The organism is Paenibacillus wynnii, assembly GCF_000757885.1.
GTDB classification, from domain to species: domain Bacteria; phylum Bacillota; class Bacilli; order Paenibacillales; family Paenibacillaceae; genus Paenibacillus_AQ; species Paenibacillus_AQ wynnii.
On sequence record NZ_JQCR01000003.1, the window covers coordinates 1005006 to 1025942 of the forward strand.

The 20937-nt window shown below is 45.1% G+C and carries 18 protein-coding genes and 1 pseudogene; 14 read left to right on the forward strand and 5 right to left on the reverse strand.

The window, feature by feature from the left end; genetic code table 11:
• Positions 1-144 precede the first annotated feature (144 nt).
• Positions 145-1536, reverse strand: coding sequence for a hypothetical protein (locus PWYN_RS20040; protein WP_084146818.1), 1392 nt, complete (start codon positions 1534-1536; stop codon positions 145-147).
• Positions 1537-1638: 102 nt separating this feature from the next.
• Here PWYN_RS20040 and PWYN_RS20045 point away from each other — a divergent pair, with 102 nt between their 5' ends.
• Both PWYN_RS20045 and PWYN_RS30340 read left to right on the forward strand, forming a co-directional pair.
• The gene (locus PWYN_RS20045; protein WP_052088204.1) at positions 1639-2025 is read left to right on the forward strand and encodes an LbetaH domain-containing protein; all 387 of its coding nucleotides are present in this window, start codon (positions 1639-1641) and stop codon (positions 2023-2025) included.
• Between the two features lie 35 nt (positions 2026-2060).
• On the forward strand, positions 2061-2183 hold the full coding sequence (locus PWYN_RS30340) for a hypothetical protein (RefSeq protein WP_276203431.1): 123 nt from the start codon (positions 2061-2063) through the stop codon (positions 2181-2183).
• A gap of 3 nt (positions 2184-2186) precedes the next feature.
• On the opposite strand, the gene PWYN_RS20050 is transcribed toward PWYN_RS30340, so the two are convergent.
• A complete protein-coding gene (locus tag PWYN_RS20050; RefSeq protein WP_036655538.1) occupies positions 2187-2615 on the reverse strand; it encodes a MerR family transcriptional regulator in 429 nt (142 codons plus the stop codon).
• A gap of 172 nt (positions 2616-2787) precedes the next feature.
• Here PWYN_RS20050 and PWYN_RS20055 point away from each other — a divergent pair, with 172 nt between their 5' ends.
• The 6 genes and pseudogenes from PWYN_RS20055 (at position 2788) to PWYN_RS20080 (ending at position 9023) form a co-directional block, all read left to right on the forward strand.
• On the forward strand, positions 2788-3837 hold the full coding sequence (locus tag PWYN_RS20055; RefSeq protein ID WP_036655540.1) for an NAD(P)-dependent alcohol dehydrogenase: 1050 nt from the start codon (positions 2788-2790) through the stop codon (positions 3835-3837).
• Between the two features lie 348 nt (positions 3838-4185).
• A pseudogene (locus PWYN_RS20060) lies at positions 4186-5168 on the forward strand (aldo/keto reductase).
• Between the two features lie 483 nt (positions 5169-5651).
• Complete coding sequence (locus PWYN_RS20065) at positions 5652-6632, forward strand: alpha/beta fold hydrolase (protein WP_036655541.1); 981 nt, start codon at positions 5652-5654, stop codon at positions 6630-6632.
• A 323-nt stretch (positions 6633-6955) separates the two neighbouring features.
• Positions 6956-7726 (forward strand): Cof-type HAD-IIB family hydrolase, encoded by a 771-nt coding sequence (locus PWYN_RS20070; protein WP_036655544.1) that lies wholly within the window; start codon positions 6956-6958, stop codon positions 7724-7726.
• A 497-nt stretch (positions 7727-8223) separates the two neighbouring features.
• Positions 8224-8358 (forward strand): hypothetical protein, encoded by a 135-nt coding sequence (locus PWYN_RS30345; protein WP_276203432.1) that lies wholly within the window; start codon positions 8224-8226, stop codon positions 8356-8358.
• A 116-nt stretch (positions 8359-8474) separates the two neighbouring features.
• Complete coding sequence (locus tag PWYN_RS20080; protein WP_036655549.1) at positions 8475-9023, forward strand: GNAT family N-acetyltransferase; 549 nt, start codon at positions 8475-8477, stop codon at positions 9021-9023.
• A gap of 57 nt (positions 9024-9080) precedes the next feature.
• Here the strand turns inward: PWYN_RS20080 and PWYN_RS20085 are convergent, their stop codons facing one another.
• Positions 9081-10703, reverse strand: coding sequence for a response regulator (locus tag PWYN_RS20085; RefSeq protein WP_036655551.1), 1623 nt, complete (start codon positions 10701-10703; stop codon positions 9081-9083).
• On the reverse strand, positions 10696-12528 hold the full coding sequence (locus tag PWYN_RS20090) for a sensor histidine kinase (protein WP_036655554.1): 1833 nt from the start codon (positions 12526-12528) through the stop codon (positions 10696-10698). Before PWYN_RS20090 ends, PWYN_RS20085 begins: the two co-directional genes overlap by 8 nt.
• A gap of 319 nt (positions 12529-12847) precedes the next feature.
• Between PWYN_RS20090 and PWYN_RS20095 the strand changes: the two genes are divergently transcribed.
• From PWYN_RS20095 to PWYN_RS20120, 6 genes are read left to right on the forward strand one after another with little or no spacing between them, the layout of a single operon-like run.
• The gene (locus tag PWYN_RS20095; protein WP_205622776.1) at positions 12848-14194 is read left to right on the forward strand and encodes an ABC transporter substrate-binding protein; all 1347 of its coding nucleotides are present in this window, start codon (positions 12848-12850) and stop codon (positions 14192-14194) included.
• A 33-nt stretch (positions 14195-14227) separates the two neighbouring features.
• Positions 14228-15103: a carbohydrate ABC transporter permease gene (locus PWYN_RS20100; protein ID WP_036655556.1), complete on the forward strand. Its 876-nt coding sequence runs from the start codon at positions 14228-14230 to the stop codon at positions 15101-15103.
• Positions 15104-15123: 20 nt separating this feature from the next.
• Positions 15124-15948, forward strand: a complete 825-nt coding sequence (locus tag PWYN_RS20105; protein WP_084146822.1) for a carbohydrate ABC transporter permease — start codon at positions 15124-15126, stop codon at positions 15946-15948.
• The gene (locus tag PWYN_RS20110; RefSeq protein WP_205622777.1) at positions 15945-18260 is read left to right on the forward strand and encodes a glycoside hydrolase family 65 protein; all 2316 of its coding nucleotides are present in this window, start codon (positions 15945-15947) and stop codon (positions 18258-18260) included. The genes PWYN_RS20105 and PWYN_RS20110 overlap by 4 nt, the downstream gene beginning before the upstream one ends.
• Complete coding sequence (gene pgmB / locus PWYN_RS20115) at positions 18241-18948, forward strand: beta-phosphoglucomutase (RefSeq protein ID WP_240479798.1); 708 nt, start codon at positions 18241-18243, stop codon at positions 18946-18948. The genes PWYN_RS20110 and pgmB overlap by 20 nt, the downstream gene beginning before the upstream one ends.
• Positions 18938-20071, forward strand: a complete 1134-nt coding sequence (locus PWYN_RS20120) for a DUF4432 family protein (RefSeq protein ID WP_052088208.1) — start codon at positions 18938-18940, stop codon at positions 20069-20071. Before pgmB ends, PWYN_RS20120 begins: the two co-directional genes overlap by 11 nt.
• A gap of 289 nt (positions 20072-20360) precedes the next feature.
• On the opposite strand, the gene PWYN_RS20125 is transcribed toward PWYN_RS20120, so the two are convergent.
• Positions 20361-20912, reverse strand: a complete 552-nt coding sequence (locus PWYN_RS20125; RefSeq protein WP_036655557.1) for a dihydrofolate reductase family protein — start codon at positions 20910-20912, stop codon at positions 20361-20363.
• Positions 20913-20937 lie beyond the last annotated feature (25 nt).

Below are 20937 nucleotides of genomic sequence, written 5' to 3' on the forward strand. Positions count from 1 at the left end.
ATATGCTTAGCGAACTGTACGGGTTGCATGGGTTGCCGATGTGAGTTTACTCATCTTGTTTACGCTGGCGCACATGGTTTACAGCTATTCTAAGTGTTACGTATCTAATAGTGATGCGAACTTACAATCGCAAGGTATTTTACCCTATGATTCCAATTGAACTTCACCAGTAGCAGGATTCCAGTCCAAACGGATACCAAGCAGTGTACAGAGCTCCTGCAGTGGAAACAGAGTTGTATTGGATAAGTATTTTAGCGTAATGTCCTGCCCCGACTTTTTGCCGTTAATGAACAATTGCGCCGGATCGGGATTGGACAAAGTCATATTTACCTTTACTCCGAGTCCTTTGAACACACTGGTCGAAGGAACGTAAATCTTTCCGTTAATTACCCCCGAGGATGCATAAAAATCAACAGTCTGTCCGTTCACTGTAAAAGTAAGCGGAGCCTGAACCGGCACCGCTGTTATGGATGCATCATTGGTTACAGTTCCGCTGCCTAATGCTAATCCACTATAAAATCCTGCACCCCAGCCCAGCAATGTCCCGTCCTTGCGCTGTGCGAAGCCGAAGCTCCCCGTGCTGCCCCAAACATTGGTAATGCTCTGGGCATCTTTGATCTGATATGGCTTAGCCAGAGCTCCGGCGTTATAATCCCATTGCCAGAGTGTGCCGTTTCCTCTCACCAAGAATAGCTTATTGTACCCTGTCTGCAGACTGTAGGCACTACCGAGCCCGGCAACTGTGGAAGGTGTTTTCAATGTCCGGTTCCATCTAAGAACCTGACCGTCCGTACGCAGTAGGAAAGCATTGTCACCGGAGGCGGCAATTTGCTTGATTCCGGAAGCGGCAAGCGAATTTACTGAGACCGGGTCACTTGCCCAGCGGACTCTGCCGTATACACTATTATATATGCTGAGCTGCTTTACACCGCCGCTGTCGGTAAGGAAAAGCGCATCATTGCCAGCAATAACGGCAGACCGGATACCCGAGATGCCGGTCAGCGGCAAATAGCGTACCGTCATGAGTACATTGTCAGTCTGGTCAAAGGAAGGATACCACATGGTCACTGTACCATCCTTTTTTATCGCCAAGCCGGTATAGCCATTTGTAATGATCGATGCCACATTTTGAAGCCCTTCGAGCTTGGTCGGCCCGCTTCTTTTCTGGTAGGGCAACAACGGGTCGTTATTGATATATAAACTGTAGTTTTGACCCCAGCCCCATACTTCCCCGGCTGAATTTAAAGCAAACGAGCTACTAGAACCAGCTGCTACTTGAACAATATCCGTCAGGCCGGCAATTTTTCTCGGGACATATTGGTCAATAGCCGTTCCATCGCCTACTTGGCCGTATTTGTTGTATCCCCAGCCGGTAACTGTGCCGTCGCTCCACGCAGAAAGTCCATGCGCATAACCACCTGATAAGCTTATCGGACGAACGTCAGCCGCAACTGCTTTTCCCCCTCCAGCAGGTACAAGAATCAACGCAACCATTATAAAAATCAGCAACTGTAGAAACCCTTTTCGATAACTCACATATATCTCCTCCTTTAATAGTTATTATTTTATAGTATTGAACACTCCCGCCACCTCTACAGGTGGCGGGAGTGTTCAATCAGTCAGTTAACCGGGGAGAAAGTGGACGGAACGTTTGAATTATTGCCACCGTTTTATACGGATTATGGTCAAAATATCCGAGTGATTAAAGAGGTTTTTATTAACCAAGGCTGCACATTTATGGATAGAGGCGGAATAACCATTGAAGATCATGTCCTAATCGCTCCAAAGGTAAATCTTGTGACTACCAATCATCCAATAACACCGTCCCAAAGGAGATCGACCCTTTCACATCCCATTGTTATAAAAAAGGGAGCTTGGATAGGCATTGGTGCAACCATCCTGCCCGGTATAACAGTCGGTGAGAATTCAATAGTAACGGCGGGGGCGGTAGTAACTAAAGATGTAGCTGCCAATACAATTGTAGGTGGAATGCCCGCAAAAGTGATAAGAACGATAGAGGAATAATTCCGGAAACTTGAGGACTAAAGGAGGAAAATGACATGATAGTTAAAGACATGAAAGACACTATTTTATTCGATGCAGGAGAACCAAATAAACCAGAAACCGAATGGTTGGGGCCTGTAAATGATGAACAGTACGCGGAAGCCAATAAAATGAAATAAAGATTATAGAAATTTATGATAATCCTTGGGAACATTCTCTGTTTGTACATTAGCGTGTACAGCGCATGTTCCTGCTGCTTTTGCAGTTTCATAATACCAGCATTTGTAATTCAGCATATCCAGCATCTCTTGCGTTTCTTTCATCTGCTTGATAACAGCATCACGCTGCGATTCCATGATGGATAGGCGTTCGTCTATCTTCGAATCGCCTTCCATACAATGATCCATAAAATTCTTTATTTCTTTGATAGGCATACCTGTTTTTTTCAGACATTCAATAATTCTCAGCCATGATAAGTCTTCATCTTTGAACACACGCATACCGCCGCCGGAGCGTTCCAGGAACGGAAGTAATCCCTCTTTGTCATAATATCTTAATGTTGAAGCGGCAACATTAAGCTGCTTGGCCACTTCACCGACTGTATATAACATTTGATCTCCTCCAAAAAAATGAGTAAAAAAGCATTGACTTAAAGTTAACTTTAAGTTGTACATTTATATCGAACTACCTGAGTTGAGTTTAACACAAAAAACTAATCATTTGATGGAGGAAATTATTTGCCCTGTAATTACAATTCATTAATAGAATACTAGGAGGTTTACTATGATTACAGTTAATGCGCGTGCAACGTTTAGTCCAGAAGGACCATTTAAACTAACCACCATAGAACGAAGAGAGCTTCAGCCGCATGATGTCCTTATTGAGATTAAATATTCCGGGATTTGCCACTCTGATATTCATACGGCACGCGGAGAATGGGGTCCGGTGAACTATCCGCTTGTTCCAGGGCATGAGATTGCCGGTATTGTTACTCGTGTTGGTTCTGCGGTCAGAAAGTTTGCCGTTGGCGATCGTGTAGGAGTAGGCTGTATGGTCGATTCCTGCAGAGAGTGTGCTAATTGCCATAAGGGAGAAGAGCAGTATTGTCTGAATGGAATGACGGGAACTTATGCAGCCACTGACAGATATGGTCAATATACACAAGGAGGATATTCCAGCCAAATCGTTGTAACAGAAGACTTTGTGGTTCGAATTCCCAATGGTATGGAGTTAGACGTCGCAGCACCGCTGCTCTGCGCAGGTATCACGACGTATTCACCGCTGCGTCATTGGGGGGCTGGCCCTGGCAAAAAGATAGCTGTTGTTGGCCTTGGCGGACTTGGACACTTGGCAGTCAAACTCGCTCATGCCATGGGGGCTGAGCTTACAGTTCTATCACAGTCTTTGAAGAAAAAAGAAGATGGATTAAAGCTTGGCGCAGACCATTATTATGCCACAAGTGATCCGGAGACATTTAAGCAATTGGCTGGGTCGTTCGATTTAATTATAAATACGGTGAGTGCGAAGATTGATATGAGCGCTTATCTCTCTTTACTGGCACTGGATGGTACGCTTGTCAATGTAGGCGCCCCTGCGGAGCCGTTGTCCGTTAATGTTTTTACGCTGATCGGCCACCGTCGGTCGTTTGCCGGATCCATGATTGGTGGAATTCGTGAAACGCAGGAAATGCTTGATTTCTGTGCTGAACACGGCATAGTCCCTGAAATTGAGGTTATCAGCGCGAATCAGATCGATGAAGCTTGGGAACGGGTATTAGCTTCGGATGTCCGGTACCGTTTTGTGATTGATATCAGCACGATGGAGAAAGAATAAAAGTTGAAGGTTTTATGTAATGGATCAGTCGGGTATGTCCGTCATGAATTAGCACTGAGGCTTACGAAAGTCTAGGATGGTGCATCTCCCTGACTTTGATGAAATGTATTGGGAACAAAATCCAATTATTCAAGCTATGCTTTTCTGCAAGTCAGAAGATCGATATGAGCTTGTGGGCAAAGAAACCTATGCTTGTTATTCTTATCTCAGGCACTATAACGATGATATTACTAAATAAAGAAGTAATAAGGACTCAATCCTGAAGTTGCTTTGAATATCGTACATTAACCAAGCTGCCTATTGTAGAGGTTAGGCACAACTCGTATTTTTTTTTAAGGAGGAGATCAAATGGAATACATGAAACTTGGAAATACCGGATTGGACGTATCACGGCTTTGCCTTGGCTCTATGGGCTTTGGTGATGCGGAGCATTGGGTTCATAAATGGGTACTCGATGAGGAGCAAAGTCGACCCGTGATAAAAAAAGCACTAGAGTTGGGCATCAATTTTTTTGATACCGCGAACGTGTATTCCTTGGGGAGAAGCGAAGAAATTCTGGGACGGGCACTCAAGGAGTATGCAAATCGGGATGAGATTGTAATTGCAACTAAACTTCATGGGCGTATGCATGAGGGACCCAATGGCGCAGGGCTTTCACGTAAGGCAATTATGTCCGAGATAGATAAGAGCCTTAAGCGACTAGGAACTGATTATGTAGATTTATATCAAATTCACCGTTGGGATTATCATACACCGATTGAGGAAACTATGGAGGCATTACATGACATAGTAAAGTCTGGAAAAGTAAGATATATTGGTGCTTCCGCAATGTATGCTTGGCAATTTCAAAAGGCATTATTCGTAGCAGAGAAGCATGGGTGGACTCGGTTTGTATCTATGCAAAATCACCTAAACCTCATATATCGGGAAGAGGAGAGAGAGATGCTGCCACTCTGCAAAGCTGAACAAATCGGCGTAATCCCCTATAGTCCGCTCGCAGGAGGTAGATTAACAAGAGATCCAAAGGAATTAACTTATCGATCTGAAACGGATCATGTTGCGAAACAAAAATATGATTCTACAGCAGCGGCAGATCAATTGGTCGTGGATCAGGTTGGTGTTATAGCAGAACGCCACGAAATTTCCCGCGTACAGGTCGCATTAGCCTGGTTGCTACAAAAACAACCGGTAACAGCACCTATAATTGGAGCTACAAAAATATCACATCTTGAAGATGCAGTATCTGCAATTTCGATCTCGCTAACCTCTGAGGAGATCTCATCGTTAGAAGAACCTTACGTACCTCTCATCGAATTGTAGGCCATCAGTAATTGCGGGAAGAAATAATCGTTGACATCATTTCATCATAAGAATTGAATATTAGCCGCATACAAGAATAATAACTTGTATGTGGTTTTTTTGGTTTAAGTAGAGGTTGACATCCCGAGTAGTAAAACATAAACGGAAATTTTAGGTTGATGTATGGCGTTTCCCTTCGATCAGTTAATATTCTTGCACATGCACTACACTAGTGTTCTCCTGTAAAATGATAGAAGTGCTCTGAAAAAGCAATCCTGATATCCGTTTGAGACAGAGAAAAAACTATTTTACATCGAAGAATCTGGAAAGGCCTGTCATTGTTCGTGGGGAAAGGCCTAGTCACCGAAGTTGGTGGGATATACGTTTCAAGTTATTATTTTGTAGAACCGTTATAAAGAGTGTCTCTTTATTGTAGAGTAAACATAGATCATATTGTTGTTGCATTCAGCCATTAGGAATTCATCATTGTCAGATCAGGACAGGAGAAGATGAGAGTGACACAAACAGAAAAAATAAAAACGAGGAATGGAACCCAATCAAAGAAAGCACGAAACATTTTACTTAAAACCATTGGAGCAATCGTAATAACAATCGTGCTTTTTCTAGCTATTGTTTATACAGTAAATATTATCAGTAGTAATTCGGAGCAAAGAAGAATAGAGTCCTATGGTCAGCATGTATCTGTAGACGTGAAAAATATGAATGTGTTAATTCAAGGCGAAGGCCAGGAAACAATCGTGCTGCTGCCTGGTTTTGGAACAGCTGCTCCAGCGCTTGATTTTAAGCTGCTTATCGATGAATTATCTCTTTTTTACAAAGTTGTCGCGGTTGAGCCTTTCGGTTATGGATTAAGTGATGGAACTGAAAAGGAGCGATCCACAGAGAATATCGTAGGTGAAGTTCACGAAGCTCTACAGCAGCTTAATATTAACCGATACATGCTCATGGGCCACTCCATTGCAGGCATTTACGGAATTAATTATGTAAATAAATATCCAAACGAGGTAACTGCATTTGTCGGAATTGACAGCAGTGTTCCAACACAACCGGGTATGGATGTCAAATTCCCATTAAAAAAGTTAGAATTCCTCAAAAAATCAGGTCTCTTAAGAATGATGACAAAACTAGGTGCTGACCCCTATTCTTCATTATCATTTGTTGATAAAACCGTAGAGCAGATGAAAATGATTTCGAATAAAAACATGAATAATGACACTACCTTGAATGAGATGGACCATATTTCTTCTAATTTTATTGAGGCTCACGACTTAACATTCCCTAAGGACCTTCCACTTCTTCTCTTTGTACAAGCGAATAATGAAGTGGTAAAAGGATGGATACCTTTGCATGAAGGACAGATTAAAGACTCAGTACATGGAAAAGTAATAACCATGGATGGATCACATTATTTACACCATACTAAATTCAAAGAAATCGCTGAGAACGTTAGAGCATTTATGAAAGAAGCAAAATAAGTTTATGGAGAAAGGTTCATACAGTATTTTGCACCAGATTATTGCCGAGGCAAAAGTAGTAGTTGAAACGATACAACTGGTCGTAAGTAAGAGAATCAGCCTTTAACAAGCCTTTGATCTTACCACCTAGAAATTAAAGGATAAGATAGAGATCTCCGTATCACTTCATTGTACGCTAGTCGATTTAGCTCTTGACCTGAAAAGGATTTCATACTTTAGCCTACATATAGGAGCTTAACTCTACTGCCGGGTTTGTCTTAACCAATGGGCAGGAACTAATTAATGATATTAAATAAAAATATAGCAGAATGTGGTGAAAGAAAATGTACAAAAAATTTATTGTCTTTGACATTGATGGAACATTATTAACGACAGAAATGAAGTTTCTCGATAGTACAAAACAGGCTTTGGTTTCCATTAGAGAAAGTGGACATGAAATCGGCATTGCGACAGGAAGAGACTACACCTCAGCGGTATCCATCATTGAAGAACTTGAAATTGATACCTATGTTTTATGTAATGGATCAGTCGGGTATGTCCGTCATGAATTAGCCCATGAGTTAATATTACCAAAAGAATCTCTCATGAAATTAATTGAAATTGGAACGGAAAACAATGATCAGATTGTTTTCCAAACAGCAAATGGATTAAAAAGACACTTCGAAAATCCTGGAGAGTCTTTAACTAAGGCTTACGAAAGTCTAGGATGGACCATCCCTGACTTTGATGAAATGTATTGGGAAGAAAATCCAATTATTCAAGCTATGCTTTTCTGTAAGTCAGAAGATCTTCAAAAATACGATATTAAAGAATTCAGATATGTGAGTTGGCACAAATTTGGTTTAGATGTCATCCCGAGAGAAGGATCGAAAGCAAAAACAATTTTGAAGATCGCTGAAGAAAATGGATTTAAGCGCGAAGATATTGTCTTTTTTGGAGATGGAATGAACGATATTGAACTAATGGAAGTTTCAGGAATTGGGATCGCAATGGGAAATGCTGAAGCTGAAGTTAAAGAAAAAGCCGATTTTATCACAGATAGTTGCAATGAACATGGAATTTACAATGCACTTAAGAGATTGTCTTTAATATAACAAAAAAACTATGGTAGCCGGCCTAATCAATTTTGATTGAATATGATAAAAGGTGTTGTCGATTTGTTGGAAGGGAAAATGGACGTCCTCACGGATTACCTCAAGTTCCTGCAGAGTAATGAGGAGGAATTGCTGCCTGGGATGCTTACCATCCTGGAGTCTGCGATTAGTCATAAATACTCTATCGATTCTATTCAAACTGATTTTGAAAATCAATTAACTGCAATGGGCAAATATTATGAAACAGAAAGAAACGTCCGATATTTTATAGATTACATATATTTGCTCGCAAAATATTATTCCATAAATGGGAAATACTATGATTCTATAAATATAATACTCCAGTCTTTGACATCATGTATTAGACTAGAAGATGACACGGGGTTTCGGAAGTCCGTCGTTCTTTTTGAATCGCTCCGAGAACATACGAACTCAGATCAACTTGCAGAGTACCAAGCTATTATGTTAAAAATACTAGACTAGAGGAGGAATTCAAAATGAAAAAGATGTTTATGCTCATGGTAGTTGTAATCACTTTAGTTGGAATTAATTCTTCAGTAGTTAGCGCTTATAGCAAAACACCAGGTGCAGATACCAGGATCGTACTTCTAAATCATGGTGTAGATCATTAAGACCGCGACGCAATCGAAAAATTTTAGAGCCACTGCACAAACGCAGTGGCTTTTTTCAAATGTATCTATAATTTAGGCAAATGACAAAATCATAAATTTATTAAAAGGTGATGCTAATGATAAAAAAAGAAACTGATCGATTAATAATTAGAAACTTTATTCCCTCTGATTGGAAAGACTTATATGAATATTTATCACTTGATGATGTACTTAAATACGAACCGGTAGGAGCATGTGATGTTGAAGAGTGTAGAAGATTCGCTTTAGAGCGTTCAAAGGGAAATAATTTTTGGGCAGTCATACTACGAGATGAAGAAAAAATGATAGGACATGTATATTTTAATCAAATAGAGCCCTATGAATTCATGACTTGGGAAATTGGATATATCTTTAATCCAAAATTTTATGGGAACGGTTATGCGACTGAAGCTTGCCGAGGAATTCTGCAATATGGATTTAATGAACTAAAAATCCATCGAGTGATTGCCTTGTGTAATCCAGAAAATATAGCGTCTTGGAGATTAATGGAGCGTTTAAATATGCGAAGAGAAGCTTATCACAAAAAGAAAGCCTTTTTCCACAAAACTGAAGAAGGTGAGCCGCTTTGGCACGATGCATATCAATATGCAATTCTAGAAGAAGAACTAAATGACTTCAGTTCATGACAATGAAGTGATTTCTTATAATCCAATGTGTCGGTAGATAGCCTTATCCGTTGAATTTTATCCCAATTCGTTCTGTGAATAATTCAGCTTGTATTCTTTGGGGCTCATTCCTGTATATTTGGAGAACACATGGGTGAAATAAGCAGGCGTCTCAATGCCAACGGCTTCCGCGACTTCAAATACTTTACTTGTTGGGTTTCTGAGTAATTTTTTGGCCATTTCAATCCGATACTTGTTGATTACGTCGATGATGGACTCACCCGTCACTTTTTTGTAAAGGCGGCTGAGGTAGCTACTGTTGATATGGATATGGTCGGCAATAATCTGCAAACTCAGGTTCTGGTTGTAATTCTCTCTTATATATTTCTGGCATTCAATAACGATATAATTGGGTTGTTTGTCATGAAGTGCCACTGCCTTTGAGCAACTTTGAATCAAACGCTTGAGGATGTCTGCCAACAACTGAATGCTCCTACTCTCCTGGATTTGCTTATACACCACGGATTGGCTTTCATCCATCTCCGTTGCTAAGATCTGGCTGGCGGTCACCAAGCGAAAACAGTTAGAACTGATAAGAAGGCAAGCTACTTTTACATTCTCAATCGGTTCTTTGATACTCCTATAGTCCTCAAGCAGCTGCTCCAGCCGGTAGATTGCCTGCTCGCTCTGTCCGTGCTTCAACTGTTCGGTAATTTGCTCTGCGGCGTGATGGGGAGTAGCTCCGGGAGCAAGTGGCCGGTTCGTATGGGGCATATAAACAGCGACATAATTATCGTTATAAAAGCTGCCTTGCAGTGCTTCTCTGGCCTCAAGGTAAGCATTGGACAGCGTCAGCACATCCCGGTGCATCAGGCTTATGCCGATATTGATATAATATTGCCTGAAGTTGTCTGACATGGCCAGAATTTCATTGCTAATGGTGAGCAAAGCTTGTGTGGAGGCTGCTGCATTGCCGTCGTCTATGGAGACAAGCGCTAGTAGGGTGTTTTTCTCCATGGCCATAATATAAGAGGGGCGTTCCCCGAAGGCCAATACAAGGAATTGGCGGATGGAAGCCAAAGACCGGTGATAATCATTCGCTCCGACTCCTGCATTTCCATGAGGCCCGGGCATGTATTTGACTTCCATATAGACTCCGAAGTAGTTTTCTAATTGCAGGCCCAGCTCTCTCGAGCGGCCCAATAAATCCGCTTCATCGCTGATCAAGCCATAGACGGCTTCCTTTAGAAATTTTTCGCTGATTTCGGACAGATTATCGTTGATTTTGCTCTCCAACTGTTTTACCTTCTGCTGTTGCTCCCGTTCCTTTTCCAGCAGGAGTATTGCTTTTTCAATGGCCCTGGGGATCTGTTCTGTGGGATTCGTCTTAACCACAAAATCGACCACTTCATGTTGAATCGCTGTTTGGGCATAGGAGAAGTCCGCAAAGGCAGTAAGAATAATGACTTTGATTTGCGGAAAGTGTTGGTGCACATAATCCGATAAGGCAAGACCATCCATCCCCGGCATGCGGATATCGGTTACAATAATATCTACCTCATAATAGCCCAGCAGTTCTATCGCTTCAATCCCATTGGATGCCTCACAAATAACCTCGCAATGAAGAACACTCCAATCAATAAAACACTGCAGCCCTTTTTTGATAACAGGTTCATCATCAACAATCATGACGTTATACATGCGATATTTCCCCCAAATCTGTTGGTATGTGAAGGGTTACTTTGGATCCTGCCCCAAGTTCGCTCTCGACATCAATTCCATAAGGCTCGCCGTAGATCAGCTTGACCCGTTTATGCGTGTTGATCAGACCAATATTATTGTGGCCTTGTTTGCGTATGGTGGTGTTTTCGAACGTATTCCAATTCCTTGGAACATGCTCAAATCCGATGCCATTGTCCGTGATCTCAAAATAAATCGAATCGTTTCTGCGGTAAATGCGGATAGAGATGATCCCCTTGCCCAGCTTTTTTTCCACACCGTGCACCACAGCATTTTCCACCAAGGTTTCGACACTCAGCTTGGGCAGCAGCAAATCCAGTATGGCTTCATCCTCGATCTGGATCGTATACTCCATCTTATCTTCGAACCTTTGTTTCTGCAGATAAAGATAAAATTTGATGAAATCCAGTTCCTGCCGGATCGGGATTTTGGCCAGGCTGTTGGAATAAATACTTGCCTGCAGCAGCTCAGTAAGGGATGTCACCATATTGTAAACGGTCTCATCTTTAGACAATTTCGCTTTGTAGCCAATGGTAATCAACGTATTGAACAGAAAATGGGGATTCATCTGAGCTTGCAGAAATTTGATCTCCGACTCCTTGATTAGCAGGTGCTTCTCGTATACATCTTTGATGAGATAATTGATTTCGTCGGTCATATTGTTGAAGGTGGTGCTCAGCTGGTTCAGCTCCACATCTTTGAAGGTCGGCATTCTTGTGTTGTAATCTCCTTTCTTTACTTTTCGGATACTCCGCAGCAGATCACGGACGATCCGGGTAAAGCGAAGAGATAACAGGACTCCTGCCGCGAGGGATACGAAAGCAATTAGAGCAATGATCCATATGTAATTATGCATACTCCCAGATAATTTGGAGAGTACTTGCTTCTTGGGGATACCTGCAATGAAGGTAAGCCCGGTTGTGCCGATGCTGCGGGAAGCGGCCAGGTAGGTTTCCTGATTTAGCTTGACTTCACTAACTTCGGTATGGTCTTTCAGCGCTAATATATCAGGAGAAACATTAGAACCTAACTCCTGCTTATCAGCACTGGAATAGATGATCCCCCGGTTATCAATAATGTAGGCCATAGCGCCCGTGAAGGCGAGCAGGCCGGAATACTCTTCTGCCAAATCTGCCTCATTCGTGCCAAAGATCAGCACAAGACGCTGCTGGGGAAGATTGATATTGGACATCACCCGTGTGAAATAGATGGTGGGGTCCTGGAGGCTTGGCCTGAGGATCTCCTTGCCCCGGACCATTCTGCCATTAACCGATTGATAGACAGCGAGATTGTTCTTGTTAATTTGTTCAATGTTGGGCGGTGACTTGAGAACGGATACATAGTTGTCCGTATCAAAATATACATAAGCCGTTGACAGCAGGCTGATATTCCAAGCATTGTTGAACATAAGGCTGTACTTCAGGTCCTCTTCCATTTCACTTTTATTGACGAATTTCTTGTAGAAGTCATCGCTCAGAGACACATCGTCGATTAACCAGCTTCTTAACATTTTATTGGAGAGGAAATGCAGGGAGGTATTATCAATAATTTGAAAGGATTTCTCAATATTATCGTTGGTCTGGCGGATCAGAAGGGACAGATTATCATTGGCATTTCTAGTTAGAATCTGGGAGATATTCCAATAGAAGTAGCAGCCAGCGAAGGTCATCGGCAGAAGAATCAGAAGAAAGATTATGTATACAATTTTATTCCTTACCGGAATGCGGGAGAAAAATCCGAAAAGTGGGCGAAGGCTGAGCCGTCGCAGGATACGCTCTTTCGTCATGCAGGTTGCTCCTTGGTTGATGAGTCTTATAGTAAAGGTATTATATAATTTTTTTATTATGGCGAATAGCCGAACAGAAGGAAATACAGCCGTTTCGGGCGATATGGTAAAGAAAATGATGAAGAGTTAAAGAAATCTGAAAGCCCTTTCAGCTTTCCTGCTGACTTATCCTATTTGCTCAAGATTTTATAAAAGATAATACCGAAAAACGAATTCATTCACATTATTCTTTGTTCTACAATGAGAGCTGTAACAAACTGCAATTGGCCGCAGGGTTACGCTCTTGTATCAGGTCATCACTATTAAAGGGGGATTTAGTTTGAAAAAACCAATGTACAAACCGGGCTTTGCTCTGGCCAGCACTCTGATTTTGGCCATGTCCATTTCGGCATGCGGATCAGAGAATTCAGCAGAGAATAGCGGGGCGGCCGCAACAGCCGACTCGGGAAATTCCGCGCCAGCAGCTAAGGCGAAAGTGAAAATTTCTTATCTTACCTTCCGGGTCGGCACTCACGCGTCAGCCAAGATGGAGGAAGAACAGATCAAGCAGTTTAATGCCAAGTATGGTGATGAAGTGGAAGTAGTGGTTGAAGAAATTCCAAGTGATGCCGCATATGTTGACAAAATCAAAATTTTGGCAGCCTCCGGGGATGTTCCGGATGTCGTCATGGGCAAGGACGGAATTAATGACGTTCTGATCAAAGGAAATCTTGCAACCCCTTTCAATGATTATTTAGACAAGAACCCGGAGTGGAAGGCCGCGATCGGAGAAGATGCGCTTACATCCAATACCCGGGACGGAAAGATCTGGTCGATCAGCGATCAGAAGCAGAATATCGGATATTTCTACAATAAGGAGATGTTTGAGCAAGCTGGGATCAAGCCGGCGGAGACATGGGATGAATTTATAAGTAACAACGAGAAGCTTAAAGCAGCGGGCTTTGTTCCGCTCGCCTTGATGACCGGGGAGAATGCCTGGACGAGCAACTTGATTCTTGCTGCCATGATCGGCACTAACGGGGATAACGGCAAATCGTTCATGAACACACTACACCCCACCAACTTTAATACGCCCGAAATGATTCAGGCACTTAACTTGATGAAGGATTTAATGGAGAAGTATTCGACCAAGGATGCGTTAGGCGCCGGATATGCCAATGCAGCAAACGCCTTTAGCCAGAACAAAGCGGCTATGATTGCCAATGGCCCCTGGATGATCGGTGACTTCAGCGATCCGACCAAAAGCAGTAAAGATTTCGATAAGAAAGTGGGAGTTGCAGCTTTTCCGAACAACAGTCTGATCTCCACCTATGAGGTTGGTTATATGATCGGAGCCCAAACGCCGGAAACCCGCGACGCCGCTGAGAAATTCATCCGTTTCAAGACGGGGCTTGAAGGTCAGACCATTGCGCTTGAATATGGCAATGTAATGCCGGTATCGAATGAAGTTCAGCCTTCGGACGCGCTGAAGCAGAAATATCCGATTCTTGTTGAATCTATATTGGTAGCGCAAAAGACGCAAATTCATTATCGAACGCTCGACTCCATCGTCTATCCCAACGTGACGGATGCCTGGAAGACTCTGTATCCGAAACTTGTATCTGGCCGCTCGACGGCAGAGGAGATTGCTCAGGAATTGACTGATATTGCAGCCAAAAATAAATAAAGAGTTAGCCTAGGATTGGGGAGGACCATATGGATGGTTAGGAAAAATAGAGGGTACATCACGCTTTTTCTGTTGCCTGCTGTAGTACTGTTTATTATTGTCTATGCGGTATCGCTTGTCATTCTGTTCGGCACGTCCTTTACGGAATGGTCAGCCGGACGAAAACCGGTTTTCATTGGACTCGCGAACTATATCCAGTTGTTTACTGACGATTCCGATTTTCGTCAGAGTGCAATTAACACATTTGTCTGGGTTTTGCTCCAGTCCACCATTCACGTTGCTATCGGCACCCTATTTGCAATTATTCTCAGTATGAAGGAATTCTACTGGAAGTTTGCGCGGACAGTGTACATGTTTCCAAACATCATCTCTGGTGCAGCCGTAGGTATGCTGTTTCTGGTCATGCTCAATCCTGATTTCGGTGCGGTGAACAGCATAGTCCGTTTGCTCGGGAATGCGGATTATGCTCAGAACTGGTTCATGGATTATGCTACGGCTTTCTTCTCTGTCACAATGACCTGGTTGCCTTACGCGGCTGTCGTCACAATTCTCATTCTGGCTGAAATCGCAGCAATTCCAGAAAGTCTGTATGAATCCGCGCGAATTGACGGAGCCAGTAACCTGAAAATCAATCTTTACATCGTCATTCCCATGCTGCGTAATATTATAGGCACTTGTGTGATTCTATCCGGAACAAGCATGCTGCAGAAGATGGATATTATTTTGATGACGACCGGCGGCGGACCCGGAAATGAAACGATGAACTTGCCTATTTATATTTACAAGACCGCACTCATGGACAACAACTTCGGTTATTCCAATTCAGTGGGCGTCTTTCTAATCGGCTTTGGCTTGATCTTTGTCCTGCTTTGCCGAAATCTGTTTCGAATAGGCAGCTCCCAAAACTGAATGGTGCGAATGGGGTGAGAATGTTGAAAAAAGGTTTGTCTGTACTCAAGTATTTATTTGTCTTGCTGATTGTCCTGTTATCGCTTGGTCCGTTTCTATGGGTGTTAATGGCTTCGTTTAAGACCAATGCCGAAATTCTGAACAATTCACTCGGCTGGCCACACAGCTTCCGCTTTTCCAATTATGTAATGGCTTTCAAAATAGCTCCGATTTCCCGATTCTATATCAACAGTGTAATCGTGGGGATTTTCGGAACCGTGTTGAATTTGTTTCTTCTCGGAATGGCAGCTTACGTACTTGCGCGTTTTCAATTCCGTTTCAAAAAGCTGCTGGTGGGAGCGTTCTCTCTGTCTCTATTGATTCCAGGTGCTGCCATGCTGCAACCGCTATATTTGACGGTTAACGCATTGGGGCTGTATGACAAGCTGATCGGACTTATTATTGTTTATGCCGGGTTCGGTTTGCCGGTCTCGCTCTATATTCTGTCAAGCTATTTCCTGACGATTCCGAAAGAAATGGAGGAATCGGCTTACCTGGATGGTGCCAGTTTCATCAAGACGTTTTTCAAAATTATATTGCCCATCTCAAAGCCGGGCTTCGGCACAGCGGGTGTGATGCAGTTTCTGCTCTGTTGGAATGAATTTCAATTCGCAATTATTTTGACAACGGGTAATCAAAGCCGGACACTGCCGCTCGCGCTCTATTATTTCAAAAGTCAGTTTGCCAGTGATTACGGCGTCATGTTTGCCGCTACGATGGTCGTCATCATCCCGAGTATCGTTGTTTATATCCTGCTGCAGAAACAAGTTGTATCCGGACTTGCTGCGGGAGCGGTCAAGGGATGATGAACCGAGTGATGAACAAGGGGAAAGAGGACGGAGAAACTGAGGGGTTGCAAATGAATGAGGAAAACCTGTGGTGCCTGAAAGAAAACGGCTATCAGGCTGGGCTACATAAGCATTATGAAGGACTCTTTACCCAAGGAAATGGCTATATGCATGTTCGTGGAAGCTTTGAGGAGGGGTGCAGCGATGCGCCCCAGGATGAGGAGTATTTGCGCTTTCCCGATAATGTAACACTTGAGAAGCCGAGGCATCCCAAGTCTAAGCAGGGAACCTTCATCCCTGGCATTGTCGGCTCGCATCCGCTGCTGAAGGAAGAGATTGTAAACCTCCCTTATTATTTAGGACTTGAATTCCGGTCAGCCGGAGAAAAGCTGGACATGGACCGCAGCCGGATCAGCTGCTATAGGCGCTGGCTGGATCTGCGGGACGGAAGCCTCCATCGTTCATTGATATGGGAGACAGCAGAGGGCATGCGACTTCAATGCACCTTCAACCGCTACATCAGTATGGCGGATACTCATCTTTGCATCCAGCGGGTGCAGATTGAGGTGCTGTCGGGCGGAGGCAGACTGGAGGTAAAAGCCACCCTGCGCGCTGATGTGCGGACCAATGGAATGAATCATTTTGCCCGGATCACTCCCTCGGCGGAATCAGAGGGCCGCCTGTCACTCCGGACCGTGACGGAGGAGGGCAATCAAATCTTCATGCTGTCTGCGCTGGAAGTATCTGAACCGGTGACTTGGCAGGCAGAACATACCCGGATGATGGCGGCACTCCGCGGGGAATGCAACTTGCAGACCGGGGATCGGCTGACTATCAACAAGCTGACTGCGGTGACAACGAACCGGGATAGGGAGGAGGGAACTGTCTGTGACAGGGCAAGTGCTCATCTCAGCCACGCACGTGATTTAGGCTGGGACCCGTTGTATAACCGGCATGCTGCCAGCTGGAAGAGCAAGTGGCAGTATGCCGATATCGTCATCAAGGGTGATGATCAGGCGCAATTAAGCATCCGCGCTTCGCTCTACCATCTGATCCGCTCCAATGCGGAGAAGGATGACCGTGTGGCGATTTGTGCCAAGGGTTACGCCGGCGAGGCGTATTTCGGTAGGTATTTCTGGGATACGGAGATCAACTTGCTGCCCTTCTTCCTGCACACCAACCCGCAGGCAGCCCGCAATCTGCTTCTGTTCCGCTACAATACGCTTGAGGGAGCCAGGCGCAACGCGCAGAATTATGGATACCGTGGAGCACGGTATGCCTGGGAGTCCTCGTTAAGCGGGGAAGAGCAATGTGCCAACTGGCAGTACGCTGATCACGAAATTCATATAACAGCGGATATAGTGTATGCGCTATATCATTACGTGAGAGCTACCGGAGATGATGAATTTCTGGAGATCTACGGCATTGATATTCTGGTGGAGACCGCCCGCTATTGGTGTGACCGGGTGGATTGGAACCGGGAGGGGTATTGCGAATTACTCGGCGTTATGGGACCGGACGAATATTTACCCTTTACCCGTAACAATGCCTTCACCAACCGCATGGTCAAATTCAGTCTGGAGCAGACGGTTACCTGTCTGGACAGCCTCCAAGTCAGTAAGCCGGATAGCTACGCGGTGGCGGCCGAGCGACTGGAGCTTCGTCCCGGTGAACGTGAGTTGTTCAGGCATACGGCGGAGAAGCTGAGGCTGCCTTATGACAGCCGGACAGAACTCATTCCGCAATCTGACGATTTCGCTTCCTATGCAGATGTGGATTTTGCTGCTCTGTGGACCGATAGATCCAGATCCTTCGGCCATTTCATTTCCCAGGAGCGCAATTATCGCTCCAAGGCGTTAAAGCAGGCGGATGTTCTGGAATTAATGCTGCTGTTTCCGAAGGAGTTCTCCCAAGAGCAACTGAAGGCGGCCTATGATTATTATGAGCCGATCACGACTCATGATTCCTCCTTGTCCGTGGCGGTTCACGGCATTGTGGCCTCCTGGTTGAATCAGAAGGAGACTGCGGCAAAATTCCTGCAGCGGGTGATGGCTATCGATCTCTCCCTGGAGAAAAAAGGTGCCGCAGAGGGGATTCACATCGCCAATTGCGGCGGCCTGTGGCAGCTGATCGTTTATGGCTTTGCCGGTTTGACAAGTGCGATGTGGAGCGAGACCATTCAGCTGCAGCCCCGGTTGCCTGAGGGCTGGGAGGAGTTAAGCTTCCATCTTGCTTGGAGACATGAACGTTACCGGGTAACGGTTCATCCAGATACTTATGAGGTTGTTAAGCTGAACGGAGGGAATGATGTTGCGAACACAACCATTTGAGGCAGCTATCTTTGATTTGGACGGCGTTATTGTCGATACCGCGAAATTTCACTACCAAGCCTGGAAGTCGCTTGCCGGAGAGTTAGGATTCGATTTCAGCGAAAGGGAGAATGAGCAGTTAAAGGGCGTCAGCCGTATGGAGTCACTTGATCTTCTACTTCGAGTCGGGGGAATTACAGAGATGCCCCTAACACGCAGGGAGGCGCTAGCTAACCGGAAAAACGAGTGGTATAAGGAGTACCTTGCAACGCTTACGCCTGCTGATGTCTTGCCCGGTGTACGCAGCTTTCTTGCTCATTTGCGCTCATGCGGAATTAGAACAGCGATTGCATCGGCCAGCAAAAACGCCCCGTTCATTATGGATCAAGTGAACATCAGACCGCTGTTTGACGCGATCGCAGATGGGAATAGCATTGTAAAGGCGAAGCCGGACCCGGAGGTATTCCTGCAGGCAGCCAGGCAGCTCGGTGTAGCACCGGGCGCCTGTTTTGTCTTTGAGGGTGCGGCAGCAGGAGTAGAAGGTGCGATCCGGGCGGGCATGCGTGTTGTCGGCATCGGAGACGGGCAGCAGCTTGCCCGCGCTCATCTTATCATTAACAGCTTCCAACAGCTTGAACCTGTCATTCTGCTGAGTCAAATCACCGTAACAGGCGACAGCGGATGGGGAGTCTGCCTGAATGAACAATAAGCAGACAACCGTGTTGACGCTGCCGCAAATGCAGCCGGGCATTCCGCAAGCACTCCCTAGAGGCGGCTTTGCCACCCTGACGTTTATTACAGATCGCATAGGCTCGCAAATGCACTTATTGACTGTAAGCAGCGGCAGACTTATCTATACCGTGATCTTAGAACGGGGGATGGACATTGGGGAAATCTGGCTAGATTCTGAGAAGATTAGCTGGGAGCGAGATGAGCGGTATCTGCTTCATCCGGATCACGTTGATTTGTCCGACAACGAGCATTCGGGCTGGGATTCAGGCTTTTATGCGGCTGTTGCGGCCATTGGGCCTGAAATCTTCGGCACCCCGGATGAGGTAAGAACTGTCCACGGGACGGGTTCCTATTCCCCGACGTTGCCGGAATCGGTACGGCTGATCTGGGATGAACGGCAGATCTGCTTGGAAGGCAACGTTCCAATAAGAGGATACGGGATGCAGCCTGTATATGAAAAATCAATCCGGATCGTAACCAATTACGGGGCGGCTGCGCTGTTCAGGGAGGATACAGTGCGCAACTTAACGGATACAGCTCAACCGATAGATGATGGATACCATATCCAACTGGCGGGGGCTTTTATGTCAGGCGGAGGAAGTTATGTCCTGCCGGTCTCCCCCGCAAAAATGCTGCTCCGTGATTCTGCCCCGCCGGAAGATAACCCGTTAGCCGTCTACGATTCCGGGACGAATCTGGACCCGATCCGTTGTTATCAATACGTTCCTGAGCTGGTGGAAGGGCTGGCAACTCTGCCGCAGATCCGTGATTATTGCTCTGCCGCAGAGAGGGGAGAGGAGGGAGAGGAGTTGACAGCCGAGATGCTGGTGAACACTGGGCAAGATGCCGCAGCTTATGTGGTTCGTTCCCTGCAATGTTATCCCCGTTCCCTGGTAGCCAAACGGGCGGTCACGGACTTCATGTATGCTCTGGAGCCATGTAAAACAAGACCCAATTCCATGAAGCAAAAAACGATAGACGGTGAAGTTGTCTATATTGGACCCCGTGGCCAGAGTACCGGTTGGATTATCCTGGGAGCGACACGTGATATTCAGGAAATTAGAAGCCTTACGCAGATGATCCGAAGTGCAGCGAAGTGATTCATTCCAGGAGCACAGACTCCATTCAGGTTTAAAAGAAACTAAATAACCAGTCGCCTGCGGATTTCCGGCGACTGGTTATTTTATTATTAGTTGCGGTAACGTTCTCCTCAAAGGTTACTTATACAGTCACTGGATTAGTTGTTGATCTGACGCAATGACTCCAATATTTCAAAAGGCGGCAGCCCTGAACGAGAAAATAATGTCATAGGCTGCCGCTGTCTTGTTGTACCAATGTTCCCCGCTAGCCATACATGCTGCGCAAAAGCCTCGGTGAACAGCCAAGTAGTTAACGAACGGGCGTGTAGCGGAGCAGCACGACGTCGGAGCCAAAGGGTTTGGCCTCGGTCAGCTTTAGCTTCAGTCGCTCATGAACTCCACCCAATAATTGGGGGCCACGTCCGGCAACGATAGGGTTTACCAGGAAGTGAAACTCATCCACCAAATCTAGTTGTACCAAGGTGGAACCAAGACCGGGCCCGCCGTTAACGAGCAGGTTCTTCCCTTCTCCTATAAGCTTCGGCACCTCCTCGGAAACAGGCCCCTTCAGCAAGAAAGAGTTCTGCCACGACACGTGATCCAGTGTCCGCGAGACAACGTACTTAGGTTTCTGATTGAGCTTGTGTGCGAAGTCGACCATGAATTGGGGTCCTTCACCGCTGCTGGCGATGTCCGGCCAAAATCGCTCCATCAGCTGATAGATTTCACGTCCAAAAAGCAGACCATCGGACTGGTCGATAAGTTCTACAGTATACCGGTGGACCTCCTCATCCGCAATCATATGCGTGTGGTCACAGCACCCGTCCAGTGTCACGTTCATCATCATAATTACACGTCCCATAAGTAGCCTCCTTTATGTTCGTGAC

Excerpts from the sequence above, each read along its gene's own strand:
- PWYN_RS20090 (WP_036655554.1), bottom strand. The coding sequence starts at position 12,528 with ATGACGAAAGAGCGTATCCTGCGACGGCTCAGCCTTCGCCCACTTTTC.
- PWYN_RS20085 (WP_036655551.1), bottom strand. The coding sequence starts at position 10,703 with ATGTATAACGTCATGATTGTTGATGATGAACCTGTTATCAAAAAAGGG.
- PWYN_RS20055 (WP_036655540.1), top strand. The coding sequence starts at position 2,788 with ATGATTACAGTTAATGCGCGTGCAACGTTTAGTCCAGAAGGACCATTT.
- PWYN_RS20105 (WP_084146822.1), top strand. The coding sequence starts at position 15,124 with ATGTTGAAAAAAGGTTTGTCTGTACTCAAGTATTTATTTGTCTTGCTG.
- PWYN_RS20080 (WP_036655549.1), top strand. The coding sequence starts at position 8,475 with ATGATAAAAAAAGAAACTGATCGATTAATAATTAGAAACTTTATTCCC.
- PWYN_RS20070 (WP_036655544.1), top strand. The coding sequence starts at position 6,956 with ATGTACAAAAAATTTATTGTCTTTGACATTGATGGAACATTATTAACG.
- PWYN_RS20120 (WP_052088208.1), top strand. The coding sequence starts at position 18,938 with ATGAACAATAAGCAGACAACCGTGTTGACGCTGCCGCAAATGCAGCCG.
- PWYN_RS30345 (WP_276203432.1), top strand. The coding sequence starts at position 8,224 with ATGAAAAAGATGTTTATGCTCATGGTAGTTGTAATCACTTTAGTTGGA.
- PWYN_RS20050 (WP_036655538.1), bottom strand. The coding sequence starts at position 2,615 with ATGTTATATACAGTCGGTGAAGTGGCCAAGCAGCTTAATGTTGCCGCT.
- PWYN_RS30340 (WP_276203431.1), top strand. The coding sequence starts at position 2,061 with ATGATAGTTAAAGACATGAAAGACACTATTTTATTCGATGCAGGAGAA.
- PWYN_RS20110 (WP_205622777.1), top strand. The coding sequence starts at position 15,945 with ATGATGAACCGAGTGATGAACAAGGGGAAAGAGGACGGAGAAACTGAG.
- PWYN_RS20100 (WP_036655556.1), top strand. The coding sequence starts at position 14,228 with ATGGTTAGGAAAAATAGAGGGTACATCACGCTTTTTCTGTTGCCTGCT.
- PWYN_RS20125 (WP_036655557.1), bottom strand. The coding sequence starts at position 20,912 with ATGGGACGTGTAATTATGATGATGAACGTGACACTGGACGGGTGCTGT.